Origin of the sequence: Paenibacillus pedocola, assembly GCF_031599675.1 — a bacterium.
In the GTDB taxonomy this organism is placed as follows: domain Bacteria; phylum Bacillota; class Bacilli; order Paenibacillales; family Paenibacillaceae; genus Paenibacillus_AQ; species Paenibacillus_AQ pedocola.
Genome location: NZ_CP134223.1, coordinates 6,424,670 through 6,445,027, shown reverse-complemented (window position 1 = coordinate 6,445,027; position 20,358 = coordinate 6,424,670). Strand labels below are relative to the sequence as shown.

Annotated in this window: 17 protein-coding genes; 16 read left to right on the top strand and 1 reads right to left on the bottom strand. The window is 51.3% G+C overall.

Annotated elements, in window-relative coordinates; all coding sequences use genetic code 11:
- The 9 genes from dnaB to QU597_RS28540 all read left to right on the top strand — a co-directional run bounded on the left by dnaB (position 1) and on the right by QU597_RS28540 (position 11,292).
- Entirely contained in the window at positions 1-1,362 is a 1,362-nt protein-coding gene (gene dnaB / locus QU597_RS28580) for a replicative DNA helicase (RefSeq protein ID WP_236336812.1), read from the top strand.
- A gap of 212 nt (positions 1,363-1,574) precedes the next feature.
- Positions 1,575-2,861: an adenylosuccinate synthase gene (locus QU597_RS28575; RefSeq protein ID WP_236336811.1), complete on the top strand. Its 1,287-nt coding sequence runs from the start codon at positions 1,575-1,577 to the stop codon at positions 2,859-2,861.
- 177 nt (positions 2,862-3,038) lie between these two features.
- A complete protein-coding gene (locus tag QU597_RS28570) occupies positions 3,039-3,692 on the top strand; it encodes a hypothetical protein (protein ID WP_310830844.1) in 654 nt (217 codons plus the stop codon).
- 403 nt (positions 3,693-4,095) lie between these two features.
- The gene (locus QU597_RS28565; protein ID WP_310830843.1) at positions 4,096-5,649 is read left to right on the top strand and encodes a peptidoglycan DD-metalloendopeptidase family protein; all 1,554 of its coding nucleotides are present in this window, start codon (positions 4,096-4,098) and stop codon (positions 5,647-5,649) included.
- 195 nt (positions 5,650-5,844) lie between these two features.
- Positions 5,845-6,576: a response regulator YycF gene (gene yycF / locus QU597_RS28560; protein WP_054942622.1), complete on the top strand. Its 732-nt coding sequence runs from the start codon at positions 5,845-5,847 to the stop codon at positions 6,574-6,576.
- Positions 6,576-8,411, top strand: coding sequence for a cell wall metabolism sensor histidine kinase WalK (gene walK, locus QU597_RS28555; protein ID WP_206102589.1), 1,836 nt, complete (start codon positions 6,576-6,578; stop codon positions 8,409-8,411). Before yycF ends, walK begins: the two co-directional genes overlap by 1 nt.
- Positions 8,408-9,685, top strand: coding sequence for a YycH family regulatory protein (locus QU597_RS28550; protein WP_310830842.1), 1,278 nt, complete (start codon positions 8,408-8,410; stop codon positions 9,683-9,685). Before walK ends, QU597_RS28550 begins: the two co-directional genes overlap by 4 nt.
- A gap of 39 nt (positions 9,686-9,724) precedes the next feature.
- The gene (gene yycI, locus QU597_RS28545; RefSeq protein ID WP_310830841.1) at positions 9,725-10,471 is read left to right on the top strand and encodes a two-component system regulatory protein YycI; all 747 of its coding nucleotides are present in this window, start codon (positions 9,725-9,727) and stop codon (positions 10,469-10,471) included.
- 14 nt (positions 10,472-10,485) lie between these two features.
- Complete coding sequence (locus QU597_RS28540) at positions 10,486-11,292, top strand: MBL fold metallo-hydrolase (protein WP_310830840.1); 807 nt, start codon at positions 10,486-10,488, stop codon at positions 11,290-11,292.
- Here the strand turns inward: QU597_RS28540 and QU597_RS28535 are convergent.
- On the bottom strand, positions 11,261-11,467 hold the full coding sequence (locus QU597_RS28535; protein ID WP_310830839.1) for a hypothetical protein: 207 nt from the start codon (positions 11,465-11,467) through the stop codon (positions 11,261-11,263). The two genes, QU597_RS28540 and QU597_RS28535, sit on opposite strands and share 32 nt — an antisense overlap.
- A 377-nt stretch (positions 11,468-11,844) precedes the next feature.
- On the opposite strand from QU597_RS28535, the gene QU597_RS28530 reads away from it, so the two are divergent.
- The 7 genes from QU597_RS28530 (at position 11,845) to cydC (ending at position 20,303) form a co-directional block, all read left to right on the top strand.
- Positions 11,845-13,095, top strand: a complete 1,251-nt coding sequence (locus QU597_RS28530; protein WP_310830838.1) for a S1C family serine protease — start codon at positions 11,845-11,847, stop codon at positions 13,093-13,095.
- 386 nt (positions 13,096-13,481) lie between these two features.
- Complete coding sequence (locus QU597_RS28525; protein WP_039878010.1) at positions 13,482-13,682, top strand: cold-shock protein; 201 nt, start codon at positions 13,482-13,484, stop codon at positions 13,680-13,682.
- Between the two features lie 204 nt (positions 13,683-13,886).
- Positions 13,887-14,117, top strand: a complete 231-nt coding sequence (locus tag QU597_RS28520; RefSeq protein WP_310830837.1) for a cold-shock protein — start codon at positions 13,887-13,889, stop codon at positions 14,115-14,117.
- Positions 14,118-14,340: 223 nt separating this feature from the next.
- The gene (locus QU597_RS28515) at positions 14,341-15,747 is read left to right on the top strand and encodes a cytochrome ubiquinol oxidase subunit I (RefSeq protein WP_310830836.1); all 1,407 of its coding nucleotides are present in this window, start codon (positions 14,341-14,343) and stop codon (positions 15,745-15,747) included.
- Positions 15,734-16,750, top strand: coding sequence for a cytochrome d ubiquinol oxidase subunit II (gene cydB, locus QU597_RS28510; protein ID WP_310830835.1), 1,017 nt, complete (start codon positions 15,734-15,736; stop codon positions 16,748-16,750). Before QU597_RS28515 ends, cydB begins: the two co-directional genes overlap by 14 nt.
- On the top strand, positions 16,750-18,507 hold the full coding sequence (gene cydD / locus QU597_RS28505) for a thiol reductant ABC exporter subunit CydD (protein ID WP_310830834.1): 1,758 nt from the start codon (positions 16,750-16,752) through the stop codon (positions 18,505-18,507). The genes cydB and cydD overlap by 1 nt, the downstream gene beginning before the upstream one ends.
- A complete protein-coding gene (gene cydC / locus QU597_RS28500; protein WP_310830833.1) occupies positions 18,504-20,303 on the top strand; it encodes a thiol reductant ABC exporter subunit CydC in 1,800 nt (599 codons plus the stop codon). Before cydD ends, cydC begins: the two co-directional genes overlap by 4 nt.
- Positions 20,304-20,358: the final 55 nt, after the last annotated feature.

Here is a 20,358-nt window from a genome sequence, read left to right as displayed (position 1 = left end):
ATGGGTGGAGATCTCTTTTTCGATCGGGTTCCCCCGCAGAATCTGGAGGCGGAGCAGGCCGTTCTAGGTGCTGTTCTGCTGCATGATGAAGCGCTGATTACCGCGATGGAGCGGGTGAATACCGAAGACTTCTACGATAAACCGCATCAGATGATTTTTGAGGCGATGGTGCAGCTCGGAGAAGAGAGCCAGCCGATTGACCTGATTACCCTGACGTCCCGGCTTCAGGACAGGGGAGAGCTTGAGGATATCGGCGGTGTCAGCTATTTGGCTAAGCTGGCGCATGCAGTGCCGACTGCGGCCAACGTGGACTATTACGCTCAAATTATTGAGGAAAAGGCGATGCTGCGGCGGCTGATCCGCACAGCGACGCAAATTGTCAGCGAAGGTTATACCGGCGGTGAAGATGTAGGCATCATGCTAAGCGATGCGGAGCGGCGGATCTTAGAAATCTCTAACCGCCGCAGCGGAAGCGGATTTATTGCTATTCGCGATGTACTCATGCAGGTATTTGACCGCGTAGAGCTGCTCCATCAGAACAAAGGCGGCACATCAGGGATTCCTACGGGATTCGTCGATCTCGACCATATGACTAACGGCTTCCAGCGCAATGACTTGATCATTGTGGCTGCCCGTCCTTCTGTAGGGAAGACGGCATTTGCACTGAATATTGCCCAGAATGTGGCGGTCCGCGCCAAAGAGACGGTTGCCATCTTCAGTCTGGAAATGTCGGCCCCGCAGCTGGTACAGCGTATGATTTGCGCCGAAGCCAATCTGGATGCCAATATTATGCGTACCGGTGAATTCAAGAGCGATGACGACTGGTCCAAGCTGACAATGGGAATTCAGTCTCTGTCGGAAGCGGAAATCTATATTGATGATACGCCCGGGGTTACAGTTACGGATATCCGCGCCAAATGCCGCAGGCTTAAGAAGGAAAAGGGCCTTGGCATGATCGTCATCGACTACTTGCAGCTGATTCAGGGACGCGGCAAGGGCGGGGAGAACCGCCAGCAGGAAGTATCGGAGATCTCGCGTACACTGAAGCAGATTGCCCGCGAATTGGATGTGCCGGTCATTGCCCTGTCCCAGCTTAGCCGTGGTGTAGAGCAGCGTCAGGATAAACGACCGATGATGAGTGACCTTCGTGAATCGGGTTCCATCGAGCAGGATGCTGATATCGTAGCCTTCCTGTACCGTGATGATTACTATAATCAGGACACGGAAAAGAAGAACATTATTGAAATAATTATTGCCAAACAACGTAATGGTCCAGTAGGGACTGTAGAGCTTGTCTTCTTGAAGAACTTTAACAAGTTCGTCAACTACGAGCGGGCGCATGCTGAACCATTTGCAGGTTAGGCGATTTATGCACAATATCCGAACGATTGCACATTTCCTTGTGTGATCGTTCGTTTTTATTTGACTTTAAAAAGTACCGCTGTTACACTGGTTATTGTGCTTTAGCGGGTTAAACCGCATAGCGTCCGGAGGGCTGCGTACATAAGAACGCTGTACAGAGCCCATATTATTATAAATAATGGTGCTAAGCTAGCACCTACGGAGGAATGAACATGTCAACGGTAGTCGTCGTGGGAACACAATGGGGAGACGAAGGCAAAGGGAAGATCACGGATTTTCTGGCGGAGAGCGCAGATGTGGTCGCCCGGTATCAGGGGGGTAACAATGCCGGTCACACGATTCTGATTGACGGGAAGAAATTCAAGCTGAGCTTGATTCCATCTGGTGTATTTTATAAAGAGAAAACTTGCGTAATCGGTAACGGAATGGTGATCAATCCCGAAGCCCTGATCCAAGAAATTAATTATATTCATGAGAACGGCTTCGACACTAAAAATCTGGTGATCAGTGATCGTGCCCATGTCATTATGCCTTATCATATGCTGCTGGATGCGCTTGAAGAAGACCGTAAAGGCCCGAACAAAATTGGCACGACCCGTAAGGGAATCGGCCCTGCTTATATGGACAAAGCTGCCCGCAACGGTATCCGGATCGCCGATCTGATGGACGCTGAGGAATTCGAGCTTAGACTTCGTCACTTAATGGAAGAGAAGAACCAGGTTATCACACAGGTATACGGTGCAGAGCCGCTTGATGTGGAAGAGATCCTGGTGAAATATCTGGAATATGCAGAAGTGCTCCGCGGTTATGTAACCGATACGTCGGTTGTACTCAATGATGCAATTGACGCGGATTCCAGAGTGTTGTTCGAAGGTGCACAAGGTGTAATGCTGGATATCGACCAAGGAACATATCCGTTTGTAACTTCCTCGAATCCATCAGCCGGCGGTGTATGCATCGGTTCCGGTGTGGGTCCATCGAAGATCAAACAGGTTATCGGCGTTGCCAAAGCTTACACAACCCGTGTCGGCGATGGCCCGTTCCCTACAGAGCTGAACGATGCAACCGGCGATTACATCCGTGAGACCGGCCATGAATACGGTACTGTAACCGGACGCGCCCGCCGTGTTGGCTGGTTTGACAGTGTAGTTGTGCGTCATGCCCGCCGTGTCAGCGGAATTACCGGCCTGTCACTCAACTCACTGGATGTGCTCAGCGGCCTGGATACGGTCAAAATCTGCACAGGCTACAAATACCGCGGTGAGGTAATTACCCACTATCCGGCCAGTCTCAAAATGCTGGCTGAATGTGAAGCGGTCTATGAAGAGCTTCCAGGCTGGAATGAGGATATCACCGCTGCCAAGACTTTGGACGATCTGCCGGCCAATACACGCCGTTATGTAGAACGTGTAGCAGAGCTTACAGGCATTCCGATTGCGATCTTCTCTGTTGGACGTAACCGTGAGCAGACGAATCAGGTATTGCCTATCTATATCTAAGCTGTAAATCACAAGGGTCCCGGATGGGGCCCTTTTTTTTGTACACAGTGTATTCCCTGGCGGTACTCTCTTTGCCTGCTGCAGGTTTCCCGCTGATTAATCTGGTCAATACTGGAAGAATACAGCACTAAAGGACTGATCTTACGGGAAATAGGATAAGACAGAGGGCAAGGAGAGATGATGGTGAAAATAGTTAAAAGTGCAATTGGCGTATGCCTGATCGTCGTGCTGGCCAGCGCGCTGTCCGTATTGACCACCGCATATGTAGTCAATACGTACATTCAGTCTGTTCTGGCAAGCTTTGATATTAAACTGGATGGACCGGAACCGGGAATCGGCGGCTTTGTGAAAAGTCTGACGGGAATGGGGGCGAAGGCGGATGCTACGGATATCAAGGACGATCTGAAGGACACCGTTCCTGCTGCAACCCAGACGGACAAGGAGAAAACCGGCAATACACCCGCTAATGACAGTGACAAGGCTGTAGAGGAAAAGGTCCCCGAAGACGCCTTGGCCGTTATGGGAGAAGCTGCAGATGCGGACAAACAGAGTGACGGAGGCCTGGATCAGCAGCTGGTTATGACACCGGATGCGATGAGCGAGCTGAAGGACAGCCTGCCGGCTGAGGAGAAGGCCAACATTTTCAATATTCTGATGACCAAGCTTCCACAGGAGGAGATGCAAAAGATCTCTACAGCGATGGAGGACGGATTAACAGAAAGTGAAGTGAAGGAAATACAGGAAGTCATTGCCAAATACGTGAATCAGGATGAATATGAGATGCTGATGAAAATGCTTACACCTGGAGCAGATGAGAATGTACAGAATTAAAAAAAGCGTCACTTTATTGACACAATTATAATGTTTAAACGTCATATTTTGGATAAAAACCCGCGATTTTCGCGGGTTTTGCCATGACAACTAAGTTGAAATTTTTCTCCCGGCTATGGTACAGTAAAAAAGGACTAGAAGGGGTTAATTTTTTGTAACCTTTTAAACGGCTGAAAAACATAGGTTTCACGGCATGATTTATACTTATATTTTTCGCTAGATGAGGGGATATTGTCCGGTTGGCTAAGGGCTTTAGAACCGTATCTTCTTAGTTCAGGACAACATGATCATTCACACTAACGCAAATAGACAAATAGATGCAGCAGAATATATATAAGGGGTCGTAAAACAAGCTTGTCCGCTCGCATAGCGGACTGAACGGGCAATTGAAAGGGAGAGTTTGATGAAGGGATTTAAATTCATGCGCCGGATGGGGAAGCTGCGGAGCAGTGAACAGACACCCGCGGAATTCAGCGCAGAGATTCAACAGGGCATTCATGCTCCCAGCGAAGCCAATGTCTTTCATCAGGAACCTAAACCGCGGAGAATGCGGCGCTCCTGGATTGCGGCTTCTGCCGGTCTGGTGCTGTTGTCTGCCTTTTTAGTCGGGGCAGAGAAGAAATATGTGGCCGCAAACACGGTAACCTATTACAAGGTACTGGTGAAGGGCGAAGAAATCGGCAAGATCGGTGAGGAGTCTGAACTTGACCGGCTGTTCGAAGAGAAGCGGCAGGAATATCAGACGAAGTATCCGGATTCAGTTATGGTACTGCAGACAAGCGGTATTACTACCGAGCAGGAGCAGGCGTATAAACCGGAAATTGATAGTGAAGGTACCTTGGACAAGCTGGATGGCATGCTCAAGGCATACGCGGTTGGCGTACAATTGACTGTCGATGGCAAATCTGTCGGGATCGTCAAGGATCAGGAGACAGCCAATGCAGTGCTGCAGGGTGTCAAGGAGCATTATGTTCCGGCCGTAGCGGCAGCGGCTGGTGCCCAGCTGAAAAAGATGTCGGCTGCCAGCAGCAAGACTCTAGCTACATCGGCCGGTGGGGATAAGATCGAATCAGCCTCTATTGAGGAAGAAGTGAGCATTGTTCCGGTAAAGGCTGACCCCAACAAAGTCATGAACGTGGAGGAAGCGGTCAAGGCACTGACCGAAGGCAAAGATGAACCGGTTGTCTATACCGTACAGGAAGGCGATACGATCTCCGGAATTGCTAAACGGTTCAGTATTACGCAGGATGAGATTTTTCATAACAATCCTGCGGTGAAGGAGCTCACCCTGCAGATCGGGGATGAGCTGCAACTAACGGTTCCGCAGCCTGAGCTTACGGTAGTTACGGTAGAACAGGTGTCCGAACAGGTGGTCACAGAACCTGAGGTTATTGTCCGTACCAGCGATCAGCTGCCAGCAGGCAAGAGCAAGGTAGTGCGCCCGGGCCAGACCGGGCTGAAGGAAATGCAGTACCGGCTGACGAAGGAAAACGGCCTGGTCGTCAAGGAAGAGTGGCTTGGTCAGACCGTAGTGAAGGAATCACTGCCTGAAGTAGTCTACCGGGGAACGAAGGTTGTCGGTGAAGGAACAGGCATGTTCGCCTGGCCGGTCAGCGGCGCAGCATTATCCAGCAGCTTCGGCGAACGGTGGGGACGTGTTCATAAAGGCGTCGACCTTGTATCGGGCAACCGCACGATTAAAGCGGCCGACGCAGGAACCGTTACTTTCGCCGGAGTGCAGAGCGGGTATGGCAATGTTGTTATCGTCGATCACAAAAATGGGTATGTGACGTATTACGGCCACTTGAGCAGTATTTCTGTATCGGTTGGACAACGGCTTGAGCAAGGCGGCAAGATTGGCATTATGGGCAACACGGGGCGTTCGACCGGTACTCATCTTCATTTTGAAATCCGTAAGAACGGTACGGCGGTCAATCCGCTGAAATACTTGAAATAATTCATAACTTACCCTCAGCCGTCCGGAGTTTTCCGGGCGGCTTTAAGTTTGACTGGAGGTAGGATGTGACGCTATATAAGATGAACTTAAGCACGAAGTTTTAATGGAACATTCTTAAGTTCACGTTCTATAGGACAGGTATGTTAAAATAAAAGAATCAATGATAAGTATGGTGAGAAAGGTGAAGCTGAGCATATGCAGATGGGAACGATTCTGGTAGTAGACGATGAACAGCCTATTGCTGATATTTTAAAATTCAATTTAGAAAAAGAAGGCTATGAGGTAATCTGCGCCTTTGACGGCAACAGTGCGGTGGAGCTTGCGCTATCTATTCGCCCCGATCTGATGCTGCTTGACCTCATGCTTCCCGGCAAGGACGGAATGGATGTCTGCCGCGAGGTGCGCTCAGCCCATCTGGATATCCCCATCATTATGCTCACAGCAAAAGACGGGGAGATTGACAAGGTCCTTGGCCTTGAGCTTGGCGCTGATGATTATGTGACCAAGCCCTTCAGTACACGTGAGCTGCTGGCCAGAGTCAAGGCCCAGATGCGGCGCCAGCATAAGCCGACTCCGCCCGGATCGCTAAGCGAAATGGCAGAGAGTAAACAGGGCGTGCATCATTTCGGCCTGTTCGTCGATACCGATATGTATATGGTCTATAAAGACGGCGAAGCACTGGACCTGACACACCGTGAATATGAGCTGCTCTACTATATGATCCGCCATGCCGGCAAAGTAATGACACGGGAGCACCTGCTGCAGGCCGTATGGGGCTTTGAATACTTCGGCGATGTGCGGACCGTGGACGTAACCATCCGCCGTCTGAGAGAAAAAATTGAGGAGAATCCCAGTAAACCGGAATATATCTTCACCCGGCGGGGACTCGGTTATTTGATGCATAGCCCCAAAAGCGGAGGCCTGTGATGAAAAAAGGGCTGTCCTTTTTCCGGACGATTCAGGCCAGGCTGACCATTATTTATGTCCTGCTGATTCTAGTGGCGATGCAGCTGATCGGGGTTTATTTTGTCAGTTCGATGAAGAATTCACTGACTGAGAATTTCACCAAGGATCTGAAGGCCCGGGCGGAGATGCTCTCCATCCTGACTGCAGACAAGCTCGGCAGCGAAGCCGGAACCGCAGATGAAGAAACGGCAGTAGAGAGCCTGCGCGGCATGGTCAACAATCTGTATATCAACGGTGCAGAGATCCAGGTACTTGATGCAAGCGGCAAGATCATTACCACTTCTGTCCCCTCCCAGAATGATTATGTCGGACAGCGCAATACCCAGACTGTGGTCAGCCGGGCGCTGCAGGGCATCAGTGACAATGAAGAATATATTATTGCCGATGATAATGTGCGGAAGAAGGTCGTAGCCAAGCCGGTCCTTTCCGGCGATAAAGTGGTAGGGGCTATCTATATTGCCGCTGATATGAAGGATTTATACGCTACCATGAGCCGGATTAACAGCGTGTTCCTCTCAGGACTGCTCCTGGCACTGGCGCTTACTGCCGTATTGTGCGTGATTCTCGCCCATACGATTACTCATCCGATTAAAGAGATGACCCGGCATGCCACCGCGCTTGCCGAAGGCCGGTTTAACCGAAAAATGCCGGAGTTCGGCAATGATGAAATCGGGCAGCTTAGCCAGGCGTTTAATTATATGACAGGCAGGCTTCGTGAAGCTCTGTCTCAGAACGAAGAGGAGAAGGAGAAGCTTGCTTCGATCCTGACGAATATGAGTGATGGAGTTGTAGCGACCGACGAGAGCGGGGTGGTCATTCTGATGAATACCCGCGCCGCGCACATGCTGGGCTCGGAAGGCCCTCTGCCGGAAGGTGCGCCGCTCGATGAGCTTCTCGGCCTGAATCATGAGCAGTCGGGATCGCTGGCGGAGGGTAATGCCCAATCGGCAATGATTCACCTCTCTCCGATGGGCGGAGGGGATCCCAATATCGTGAGGGTTACCTTTACTCCGATCCACCGCCGTGAAGGCGGCGGAATCGCCGGTACGATTGCCGTGCTGCAGGATGTCACCGAGCAGGAGAATCTCGAGGAATCGCGGCGCGAATTCGTGGCCAACGTCTCGCATGAGCTGCGGACCCCGCTGACGACAATCAAGAGCTATGTCGAAGCCCTTGATGACGGAGCACTCGATGATCCGCAGCTTGCTGTACGCTTCGTCGGGGTTATCCGTAATGAGACCGAGCGGATGATCCGCCTCGTAACCGACCTGCTGCATCTCTCGCGGCTGGATTCCAAGGAATCCAGCCTGCGTATTCAGCAGACGGATATCTCCGAGATGCTGGAGGATGTCGCTGACCGGTTCTCTTTCCAGATCCGCCAGAAGCGGATTCATATCAGCACGGTTGTCCATAAGGATGTCGCTTCCGCCTGGCTGGACCGTGATCAGATTGATCAGGTGCTTGGCAATCTGGTCTCCAATGCGCTGAAATACACGCCGGAGGGCGGGACGATCAGCCTGCAGGCAGTGAAGAGCGAGGACGGCATGCTGGCTATTTCCGTACGGGACTCCGGAATCGGGATTCCTAAGAAGGATATTGAACGGATCTTTGAACGCTTTTACCGGGTGGATAAGGCCCGTTCGCGGAATATGGGCGGCACCGGACTTGGATTGTCCATTGCCCGGGAAATTGTCAAAGCGCATGGCGGTTCGATTTCACTGCAATCAGAGCTTAACGAAGGCTCACTCGTCACATTTACGCTGCCTCTGCATCAGCAAAGGGGGAGTGAGGGATGAAAGAAAGAATAAAAACCTGGGTTCTGGCCTTATTGGTAGCGGGCAGTCTGGTGGAAAGCTATTATCTGATATACCGGCTTCCAGGCAGTGACTCAGCGGTAATGTCAGAGAACCTGTATGTCAAGACAGACAATATGGGCCCGGAAGAAAAGGTTGAGAATCTGCTCTATCCGGATAGAATGATTATTCATATGGGCGGGGACAAGCATACATTGTTCTACCCTGACTCTACTTTTTATGATCTGATTCTAGGCCGCCTCAAAGGACGCGGCTTTGAGAGCTTCCAGCGGCGCCCGGTGCAGGATTTCGACTGGGACAAGATCCGGAAGGAGAACCCCGGCATTGAGCTGTCCTTCGGTGCGGGCATACCGGTGACGCTGCTGCAGCGGGTCATGCAGCTGTCTCCTGATTCGCTCTTTGAGGGGGAGAGCATTGACCGGATTTGGATTTACAATGTGAAAAATGACTCGAAGGCACATGCAGTGTTTTTTAGCACCAGAGGTGACATCGTTTATGAAGCGGCAAAAGCCGATCTCACCGTCCAGGACGTGCAGCAGCATGTCGATTTCGGGACGAATTGGATGCCTTATACGGCAGTGAACGGAGATTATTATGTGCCTGAGCAGAAGCTTCCTCTGGTTGAGGCGGAGCTGCCATCCGGGATGTATACCATAGAACAAATGCAGAGCAACCTGTTCTTCGATGCAGGAAGTACAAGGTATATTCCGGAGAAGGACGGCTCCAAAATCTATACGGACAGCAAGCGCAGCCTTCAGGTTGACCAGGAGCAGAACTGGATGAGCTATAGTGATCCTGCGGCGCTGCCTGCCGGAGACAGTACGCCTGCAAAGGATGCGCTGGAAGCGGTCGATTTTGTTAATCAGCACGGGGGATGGAACGGAACCTATCGCCTGGCATCGACGGAGGAAGATAAACAGGAACGCAAAGTCTCTTTTCAGCAGTATTACGGCTCCTATCCGATCCTGAGCAAACCGCAGCTGCAGTATGGTGTCATCAATTTGGAGCTGCAGCAGGGAACTGTATCGTCTTATGAGCGTTCGCTGATGTATACGGAGGAAGATAAGGCGGTAAAGACGCTTGTGGAGCTCCCCGGAGGAGAAGAACTCAAGGTTAAGCTGGCACGCATCAGCTCAAGCTCACCTGTGAAGGATCTGATTCCAGCCTATATCCCTGTAGAGCAAAGGGAAACACTGCGGCTGGTGCCGGTCTGGCGGGTGACACTCGAGGACGGAAGTGTGCTTACATTGAATTAGGGTTTGCCGGTTAGTAAATTAACTTGTAGGAGGGAAAGTATGGACTGGGGAAAAGCCAAAAATGTGCTGATATACGCTTTTCTGGTACTGAATCTGCTGCTGTGTTATCAGCTGTGGATGGATTTGCGGGATCAGGCCAGTGCCAACCTGGACTTTACTTCCCTCTCGGCAGAAACGCAGGCGGTTATGGAGCAGAAGGGAATTCGTGTACTGTGCCCGATTCCAGCGGCTACCCCTCAGCTGCCGGATATTACCTACATTTACTCCGGAGAAGAGCAGAATGATCCGCCGGCTCCGCTGAAGGAGCCGATTGACAGCGGGCTGATGTATTCCTCGTTCACTGAACTCAGCAATGAGCTTCAGGGACAGATTACGGACATCGCCAATTACCGTTTTGATGCCCAGGAGAGTGAGGTCGGCAAGTTCGTGCTTCATCCGCTGGTGGATAACAAATACTCCTTGTTTCAAGTAAGGCTGGAGCTGATTAACAACAATCAGAAGATCGTAGCCTATCGCTGGCCGAAGATTGAGATTGGAGCCAGCAGCAGCGAAGACAAGGATGTGCAGAAGGTGCTTCCGGCATCCCAGGCACTCAGCAGTCTGATTGAAAAGTATTTTCCGGCAGACTCGGTAGTGAAGGAGATTGAACTCGGCTATTACGGGGAATTGTTCAACTCCGAGAGTCAGGTAGCTTCGCCGATGTGGCGGTTTATGCTGGAGAACGGCAACGCTTATTACGTGGATGCCATAAGTGCGGACATTATCAGTCCGAAGACAACAGAGTAGAAGGAGCAGGAGAGATGGGGATTTCATTTACAGTGCTGTCCAGCGGTTCTACCGGTAATGTGACAGTGGTGCGAAACGGGGAAACAACGCTGATGATTGACGCCGGTCTGAGTGCCAAGCGGATCGATGAACTGCTGGCTATGCGCGAGCTGACAGGTAAGGATATAGACGGCATTCTGGTTACACATGAGCATTCCGACCACATTAAGGGGCTCGGGGCCATGGCGCGTAAATATGATCTTCCGATCTACGCCAACACCAATACGTGGGGAGCGATAGAGAGAGGGATTGGCACGATTCCCGAGCATAACCGGATCATTATGGAGACCGGCGGGTACCGGGACTTCGGCAGTCTGAGAGTGGAATCCTTTGCGATTTCCCATGATGCGGCTGAACCGGTAGGCTATAACTTTTATGACGGTAAGGAAAAGCTGTGCGTAGCGACGGATCTTGGCTATGTGAGTGATAAAGTAAGGGTGGCGCTTGAAGGCGCGGATGTTCTTGTGCTGGAGGCCAATCATGATATTGAGATGCTGAGAATGGGGCGTTACCCGTGGAACACGAAGCGGCGGATTCTTGGCGATATGGGCCATCTCTCGAATGAGGCAGCCGGAGCAGCACTTAGCGAGATTCTTACCGGACGGACCAAACGGACCTATCTGGCACACTTAAGCCGGGATCATAATATGATGGACCTGGCCAAAATGTCGGTGCGCGGAGCGATGGAGGATCGGGGATGCTTCTACAAAGATAGTGAGTTCAAATTGTGCGATACTTATTATGACCAGCCTACGCCATGGGATAAGGTGAGCCAGTCATAAGGCGGTCTACTTCCGTTATTTTATGGTCCAGCTCCTGGCGTGAGATAATGCCCTTATCGATCAGCAGTTCAATCAGGGCGCTCTGGACCAGAATCAGATGATAGTGTTCGTCCTTTAAATCACCAAGTTTGCCTATAAATTGTACAAGGTCCATACTGGTAGAAAAAGATTCCATGCCATTTCCTCCTTTTCGGCTGTAACTAACGCTTCACCTGTTAAAAATTTGCATGTATTTTGCAGCAGAAAAATCGTGGGCGGTGCCCCGGCGTGTGATACAATTATATTGAACGGATTAAGCGTTTGTCGTGAGCAGCACTTCTATTATTGTAGTCTTTTAAGTTGCAAAATATTCCTGAGACTTGCTTATTATTCTGATATGTTGCAAGAATCAAAGACCCCTTGCGCTTACAACTCACACTATTGTGGTGAATGAATAAAGTGAAATCTTTTAGCACTTCCTGGAGTCTAAGAGATACAGCAATAAGCTCGGGCGTGGTTGCTTGGCGTTCAGGTCTTGAATGCAGTTAGCAATAGAGGGGAGAGGATGTACCGGTGGGATTGTTCGATGATGATTTCTATTCAACCAAAGTGTCACGCCGCAAAAGTAGAGAGCAGGAGAATTCCAAGGTGTTCACCAGCCGGAAATGGACGGTGCACAAAACCCGGCGAAGCCTGGCAACTTGGCAGGTATCCGTTATCAGCTCTGTCGTCAGTGCGGTTGTTGCGGTTCTATTATTCAGTCTTGTTACAGGTCAGCTGACAGAAGAGAGCGGAGCTCAGACACTGGATGTGGGCCAGAAGGTAACCGCAAGCAGCGGAGATCCGTATGACCGGATTATTCAGGCTGCGGCACTGGTACGCCCTGCGGTTGTAAGCATCATTAACCATAAGGAAGATAATAAGGAACTCAATATTCTCGATGAGTCTGCACTCGGTTCGGGAGTTATCTATAAGAAAGACGATGATAAGGCCTTTATCATTACCAATAATCATGTTATTGAAGGTACGGGCAAGCTGGAAGTGGTGACGGTGGACGGTGTGACTCACAAAGCTACTCTGGTCGGAGCAGACAAGGTGACGGATATTGCTGTGCTGTCCATGGATGCCAAGGGTATTACGACCGTAGCCCAGATCGGTGATTCCTCCAAGCTGCGGCTCGGCGAGACGGTTATTGCGATTGGCAATCCGCTTGGTCTTGGCGACACCCTGACTTCGGGCATTGTGAGCTACACGGAGCGGACGATTCCGGTATCGCTGAATCAGGACGGCGTCTATGATTGGGAACAGGAAGTAATCCAGACGGATGCAGCGATTAACGAAGGCAACAGCGGCGGCGCTCTTGTTGATCTGGACGGCAAGGTGATCGGGATCAATACGATGAAAATCTCTGATACCGGCGTGGAAGGACTCGGATTTGCCATTCCGGCTAACCATGTGATGGAGACGGCTGATGAGCTGGCGGCTAACGGCAAAATATCCCGTTCTTACTTGGGCGTCTATTCGGTAGATCTCAATAATCCCTATGTACCGCTTGCAGAGGATCAGGTTAAGGAACTGAATCTTCCGACATCTGTAAAAGACGGCGTAGTCGTACTCGATGCTGTGGGACCGGCACAGGCTGCAGGCCTTCAGTTCAACGATGTGATTACGAAGTTTAATGATCAGCCGATTACATCGACTCTTTCGCTGCGTAAATATCTTTATGAGCAGACCAAGATCGGTGACGAGCTGAAAATCACCTATTACCGGAATGGTGAAGTGAATCAGGTTACGGTGAAACTTCTGGAGAAACCGGAGGAATAAAAGCTGGATCAGCTGCATATAATGAAGAGGCAGTCATGAAAAAGGAAGCGGCTTGGCCGTCCTGATAATTTTTTGGGACGGCACCGTTTCAGCCTAAATTGAACTGGGTAATGGATAATACAAGGCGGAATTTTCCTTTATATGTAGACTGGCAGCCCTTACATTGGAAAGTACTCCTTATAAGGGAAAAAACGGAGAATTTCGGATAAGCCAGCTTGCCTTTGTTCCGCGGGTGTGGTAACATGAGAATAATCATACAATTGATACCTAATTTTCACATTGAAAAGGGCTGTCATTTGGAGTAACAACCTTTTTCAATGTGTGAATTTTTTCTTTGTTTGAAGATAAAAAGAACATATTAATTTAAATTTGTGGAGGTAACACACATGCAAACAGGTACAGTTAAATGGTTCAACGCAGAAAAAGGATTCGGATTCATCGAAGTTGAAGGCGGAAGCGACGTATTCGTACACTTCTCCGCTATCACTGGCGAAGGATTCAAAACTTTGGACGAAGGCCAACGCGTTGAATTCAACGTTGTTCAAGGCAACCGTGGACCACAAGCCGAAAACGTTGTAAAACTGTAATAATAGAAGCACCGTCCCCGCTTTTGTAAGTTGGGACGGTCTTTTTTTATAAAGATCAGACCGAACTTCACCATCGCAAATACAGCCTGATCTTAGCAGAAGAATAACGCTAACGAAGGATTTGTCAGCACCCTGTAAGAGCATCGTTAGATGCTTTTTTACTTGTTTCTCAGGCATGTGACATAAAGGAAGGGAGGAACGGCAATGAACTACCGGAAAAAGCCTATGGAGGAAGTACCGGAAGAAAATACCGCAATTTGGGCTTGTACCAATGATGGTTGCAATGGATGGATGAGGGACAATTTCGCATTTGAACATGCGCCTTCTTGCCGTCTCTGTCATGCCCCAATGGTCCGCAGCATGAAGATGCTGTCGCAACTGCTTAATTCCAATGGCGATCTTAAATCATTGAAGAAGGGTATTTCCATTACCTGACCAATGCCTTTATGAGTCAAGCTTAATATAGAGCGATGAACAAATCCAAGACGGTGAAACCGTCTTATTTTTTTTGCTTTCTGGGTATAATATTGTGATATTTGTCACAAATTTATTGAATTTTAGCGCCAAACGGGGTGTATAATGTGATTATTGTCACACTGTGATCCTTAAATTTTTGACAGAATAGATGTAATGAATGGGGAGAAGGAAGGGGAGAAATATGGATACAGTAATGCTGTCGCGTATACAATTTGCGTCGACGACGATCTTTCATTATTTCTTTGTACCGGTGTCGATTGGTCTGGCACTGCTGATTGCGATTATGGAAACGATGTACGTCAGAAAAGGCAATGAAGAGTACAAAAGAATGGCGCAGTTCTGGGGGAAGCTTTTCCTAATTAACTTCGCAGTGGGTGTAGTAACAGGAATTCTGCAGGAGTTCCAGTTCGGAATGAACTGGTCTGACTATTCACGCTTTGTAGGTGATGTGTTCGGAGCACCGCTGGCGATTGAAGCGCTGCTCGCCTTCTTCCTGGAATCCACGTTTATCGGATTATGGATTTTTGGCTGGGACAAGGTTTCCAAGAAGATTCACCTGCTGGCGATCTGGATGGTTGCACTGGGAACTACCCTGTCGGCGTTCTGGATTCTCACAGCGAACTCTTTTATGCAGCACCCTGTCGGCTTTGCAATGAATAATGGCCGGGCTGAGATGAATGATTTCCTGGCGCTGATTACAAATGGACAATTGCTGGTTGAATTACCGCATACCCTGCTCGCCGCCTATGCAACGGGCGCGTTCCTGGTGACCGGTATCAGTGCATATAAAATGCTGAAGAAGCAGGATGTGCCTTTCTTCAGAAGATCGTTTGAAATTGCGGCGATTGTCGGTATCGTCTCTTCGGTGGGTGTGGCCGTTGCCGGACATGCTCAGGCACAGTACCTGGTCGAAACACAGCCGATGAAAATGGCCGCTTCTGAAGGACTCTGGGAAGACAGTGGAGACCCGGGGGCATGGACGGTCACTGCTTTTATCGATCCTGTAAATAAAGTCAATTCCGGGGAAATCAAGATTCCTTACCTGCTGAGTTTCCTCTCCTATAGTGAATTCTCAGGCAGCGTCAAAGGGATGAATACCCTGCAGGCTGAATATGAACAACAGTATGGTCCCGGGAATTATATCCCGCCTGTGCGCACTACGTTCTGGAGCTTCCGGATCATGGTTGTTGCAGGCTCGCTCATGGTCGTACTCGGCCTGTATGCGATGTATCTGATGTGGCGTAAAAAGATGGAACGTCCGAATACCTGGTTTATGCGGTTCATGTTCTGGGGGCTGTTGCTTCCGCCAATCGCTAATACTGCGGGCTGGATTATGACCGAAATCGGACGTCAGCCTTGGACTGTATTTGGCCTAATGACGACAGAAGACAGTGTATCACCTAACGTTTCGGCGGGTTCGATCCTGTTCTCAGTAATTACTTTTAACGCCATTTATGCAATATTGGGTATTGTATTGATCGGTTTGTTTGTGAAAGTTATCAAAAAAGGCCCTTATCACATGGATCACGATCATGGTGAATCACATGATCCGTATAGCAAGGAGGGAACGACGCATGCTTTCTCTTAATGAATTATGGTTTGTGCTGATTGCGGTCTTATTTATCGGATTCTTCTTTCTGGAAGGCTTTGACTTCGGTGTAGGAATGGAAACACAGATCCTGGCCAAGAATGATACGGAGCGCCGGGTGCTGATCAACTCGATCGGACCTTTCTGGGATGCCAACGAGGTATGGCTGCTGACAGGGGCAGGGGCAATGTTCGCCGCCTTCCCGAACTGGTATGCCACGCTGTTCAGCGGATTCTATATTCCGTTCGTCTTCGCCTTGCTGGCGCTAATTGCCCGCGGTGTTGCCTTTGAATTCAGAGGCAAACGTGATTCGCTGGCCTGGAAAAGAACCTGGGACGCCTGCATTTTCTTCGGAAGCTTCCTGCCGCCTTTCCTGCTTGCCGTTGTATTCGCCAGCTTCATCAAAGGGCTGCCGATTGACGGGGATATGCAGATGTATGCCGGATTCTTCGATATCGTAAATGGTTATACAGTAGTAGCCGGACTCACGGTAGTCATGCTCTGCCTGGTCCATGGGCTCATGTTCACTACGCTGCGCACCGTTGGCGATCTGCAGGTACGGGCACGCAAGCTGGCCCAGAAGCTGCTGCTTCCGCTGGCCGCATTGCTCCTTGCTTTTGTAATCATGACTTACTTCATGACAGATGTATTTGAACAACGCGGAGCCCTGCTGATGGTGCTGGTAGTTCTGGGGATTGCCGCTTATGTACTGTCCGGTTATTTCATGAGCATTAAGAAAGACGGATGGGCGTTCGGCATGACGGGAGCGGTAATGGCTCTGTCGGTTCTTTCGGTCTTCGTCGGATTGTTCCCGCGGGTCATGATCAGCTCGATTGATTCGGCGTTCAACTTGACGATTACGAATGCTGCATCCGGACATTATTCACTGAAGGTTATGACCATTGTGGCGCTGTCACTGCTGCCGTTCGTGCTCGGCTATCAGATCTGGAGTTATTTCATCTTCCACAAACGGGTTCACGAGAAGGAGCATCTTGAATACTAATGGATAAAAATTTGCTTGGGTACAAAGGAGTTAAGCCGGTCTTTCTGATCGTAGGCTTCCTTACCCTGGTGCAAAGCCTGTCCATACTGCTGCTGGCGAAATCGCTGGCAGAGGTAGTCTCTGCGCTGTTTGCGGGAGAACCGCTGAAGGAACAAGGGGCGACTATGCTCTTGTTCCTTCTTGCGTTTCTTGTGCGCCATGCCTGCGCAATGCTGATGAGCCGGGTTTCTTACCGTTTTGCGGAGAATACCGGCAGCAGTATGCGGAGACAAATGATGGACAAGCTGTTCGAGCTGGGGCCAAGGCTGGCAGGTGACCGGGGAACGGGGACACTGGTTACCATTGTACTTGAAGGTGTAACCAAGTTCCGTACGTACCTTGAACTGATCATTCCGCGGATGGTGGGCATGGGCGTTACGCCGTGGCTGCTGCTCGTGTATATCTATACGCTGGATACATCAAGCGGGGTCATTCTGACCTTAACGATGCCGATCATCATTGTCTTTATGATTCTGATCGGGATGACGGCCCGCAAGCAGATGGACCGCCAGCTGAAATCGTACCGGACGCTCTCCAACCACTTTGTGGATTCGCTGCGGGGGCTGGAGACGCTGAAGTTTCTCGGACGCAGCCGCAGTCATAGCGAGAGTATTGCTGCTGTCAGCGACCGATACCGCTCGGCTACGATGCGTACGCTGCGCGTAGCTTTTCTGTCTTCCTTCGCAATGGACTTCTTCACGATGCTGTCTGTTGCGTCCGTCGCCGTAAGCCTCGGCCTGCGGCTGGTTAATGAGGAGATGACCCTGGTCACCGGTCTGACGATTCTGATTCTGGCGCCTGAATATTTCCTGCCGGTCCGGCTGGTTGGCGCTGACTTCCATGCAACCCTGGACGGCAAAGAAGCCGGAGAAGCAATGAAGGATATCATCGACCGGGAAACCGTCAAGGCCGTGGCCCTTGAGGCTGACGGTAATAAGGCTGATCAGCCGCTTCAGTCAGGGGCGTTCAGCTGGAAGACGGACAGTGTGCTGAAGCTTGAGCAGGTAGGTGTCCAATATGAAGCGGACGGCATATCTTCGCTGGCAGAAGTGAGCCTGGAAGTGACAGGCGCCGTGAAGATTGGGATTATTGGAGAGAGCGGGGCCGGCAAATCGACGCTGGTCGATATTCTGGGCGGCTTCCTGCACCCTACCTCCGGCAGCATCGTCATTAACGGGAACCGGGTCAGTGCGCTGACCGATGAGGAATGGCGCAGACAGACTGCGTATATTCCGCAGCAGCCGTATATTTTCAGCGGAACGCTGGCCGATAATGTACGGTTCTATTATCCGGAGGCATCTATGGAAGACGTTGCTGCGGTAGTGGAGGCGGCCGGTTTATCGAAGCTGGTCTCCGCCCTTCCGAACGGACTCGATGAAATGATTGGCGGCGGCGGACGCTCACTCAGCGGCGGACAGGAACAGCGTGTTGCGCTGGCCCGGGCACTGCTGAGCAGTCGTCCGGTGATGCTGCTGGATGAGCCGACGGCCCATCTTGATATTGAGACTGAATATGAGCTTAAGGAAACGATGCTTCCGCTGTTTGAGGGGAAACTGGTATTTCTGGCGACCCACCGGCTGCACTGGATGATCGACATGGATCTGATCGTCGTAATGCAACAGGGTCAGGTGGCCGAGACCGGTACGCACCACGAGCTGATCAAGCGCAAGGGTGCCTATTATGAGCTTATTCAAAGTCAACTGGAGGGAATCCATTGAAACGTGAAGGATGGTTTGCTCCCTATGCTTCTGCTTACTTCTGGCGGTTTCTGCTGATCATTGCCCTGGGGGCGCTGACGATCTTCTCGGCTTCGTCCCTGATGTACACCTCGGGCTTCCTGATCTCCAAAGCCTCCATACCGCCGGAAAATATTCTAATGATCTATGTGCCGATTGTCGGCGTGCGCACCTTCGGGACAAGCCGCGCAGTCATTCACTATGTGGAGCGGCTGGTTGGCCATGATACGATTCTGCGGATTCTCTCGAAGATGCGTATCCGGCTGTACAACATTCTGGAGCCGCAGGCGCTCTTCCTGTCTTCGCGCTTCCGCACCGGAGATATTCTCGGGATGCTGGCCGACGACATCGAGTATCTGCAAAATGTATATCTGCGTACTGTATTTCCAAGTATCATCGCCCTGCTGATTTATGCGGCAGCGGTGATATCACTGGGTACGTTCGATTTGGTTTTTGCCCTCTTAATGGCGCTATATATGCTGGTGCTGGTAGTCGTGCTGCCGCTGATCTCGCTGCTGCTGACGCAAAGCCGCCAGCGGCAGGTGAAGCAGGAGCGCAACCGGCTCTACCAGAAGCTGACCGATGCCGTTCTCGGGATGGGCGACTGGATGATTAGCGGCCGGCAGGCGCAGTTCGTGGCAACCTATGAGGCGGACGAGGCAAAAGTCGCCCGCACCGACGGGGCGCTGCGCAGCTGGTCGCGCCTGCGTATGTTCATCGGCCAGGCCATTGTCGGACTTGGCGTGCTGTCGATGCTCTACTGGGCGGCAGGACAATTTGCGGATGGCGCAATTGCCGGGACGCTGATTGCAGCGTTCGTGCTGGTAGTTTTCCCTGTTGCGGATGCTTTCCTGCCGGTCTCCGAGGCCGTCGAGAAAATTCCGCAGTACCGCAATTCCCTGGAACGCTTGAACGGTGTGGAAGCGGCGAAGGATGCGGTGCCCCATGCAGCGGCAGAAGCCAAGAGTGCAGAGGCTGCAGCTTTGGCCGCCGCTGCCGTGCAGACCATTCAGGCATCCGGTCAGACTCATATCGAACTGAAGTCTGCAGGATACCGCTATGCAGCGGGAGATGACTGGTCAATCCAGAATCTGACCCTCGACATTCCGCAGGGCCGGAAGATTGCGGTCATCGGCCGCAGCGGAGCCGGCAAATCCACGCTGCTGAAGGTCGTGCAGGGCGTGATCACGCCAACCGTCGGCTCGGCAACGATTAACGGAGTTGACGCAGCCGCTTACGGTGAGCGGATTCCGCAGCTCATTGCCGTGCTGAACCAGAGCCCGCATCTGTTCGACACTACGGTGGCGAACAACATCAGGCTCGGTGACCCGGAAGCCTCGGAGGAAGCGGTCAAGCAGGCGGCAGCCCTGGCGAAGCTGGATACGCTGATCACTTCGCTGCCCGAAGGCTACAACACCCCGGTACGCGAGGCCGGGCAGCGCTTCTCCGGCGGCGAACGCCAGCGGATAGCCCTGGCCCGTATTCTGCTGCAGAATACGCCGGTGGTTGTGCTCGATGAGCCGACGGTAGGCCTTGACCCGCGCACGGAGCGCGAGCTCCTGGCCACCATGTTCGAGGCGATGGAAGGCAAGACGCTGATCTGGGTCACACATCATCTGGTAGGCGCAGAACGAATGGATGAAGTGATTTTTATGGAGAACGGCCAGGTGGAAATGCGCGGCACCCATGCCGAGCTAATGGACAGGGAACCGCGCTACCGCAAGCTGTATGAGCTGGACCGGCCAAGCGCGTTTATGAGTAAAGCCCCCGGCGAATGAACATAGCACACTAAAAAGCTCTTTCTGTCCGGTTGTGGACAGAGAGAGCTTTTTT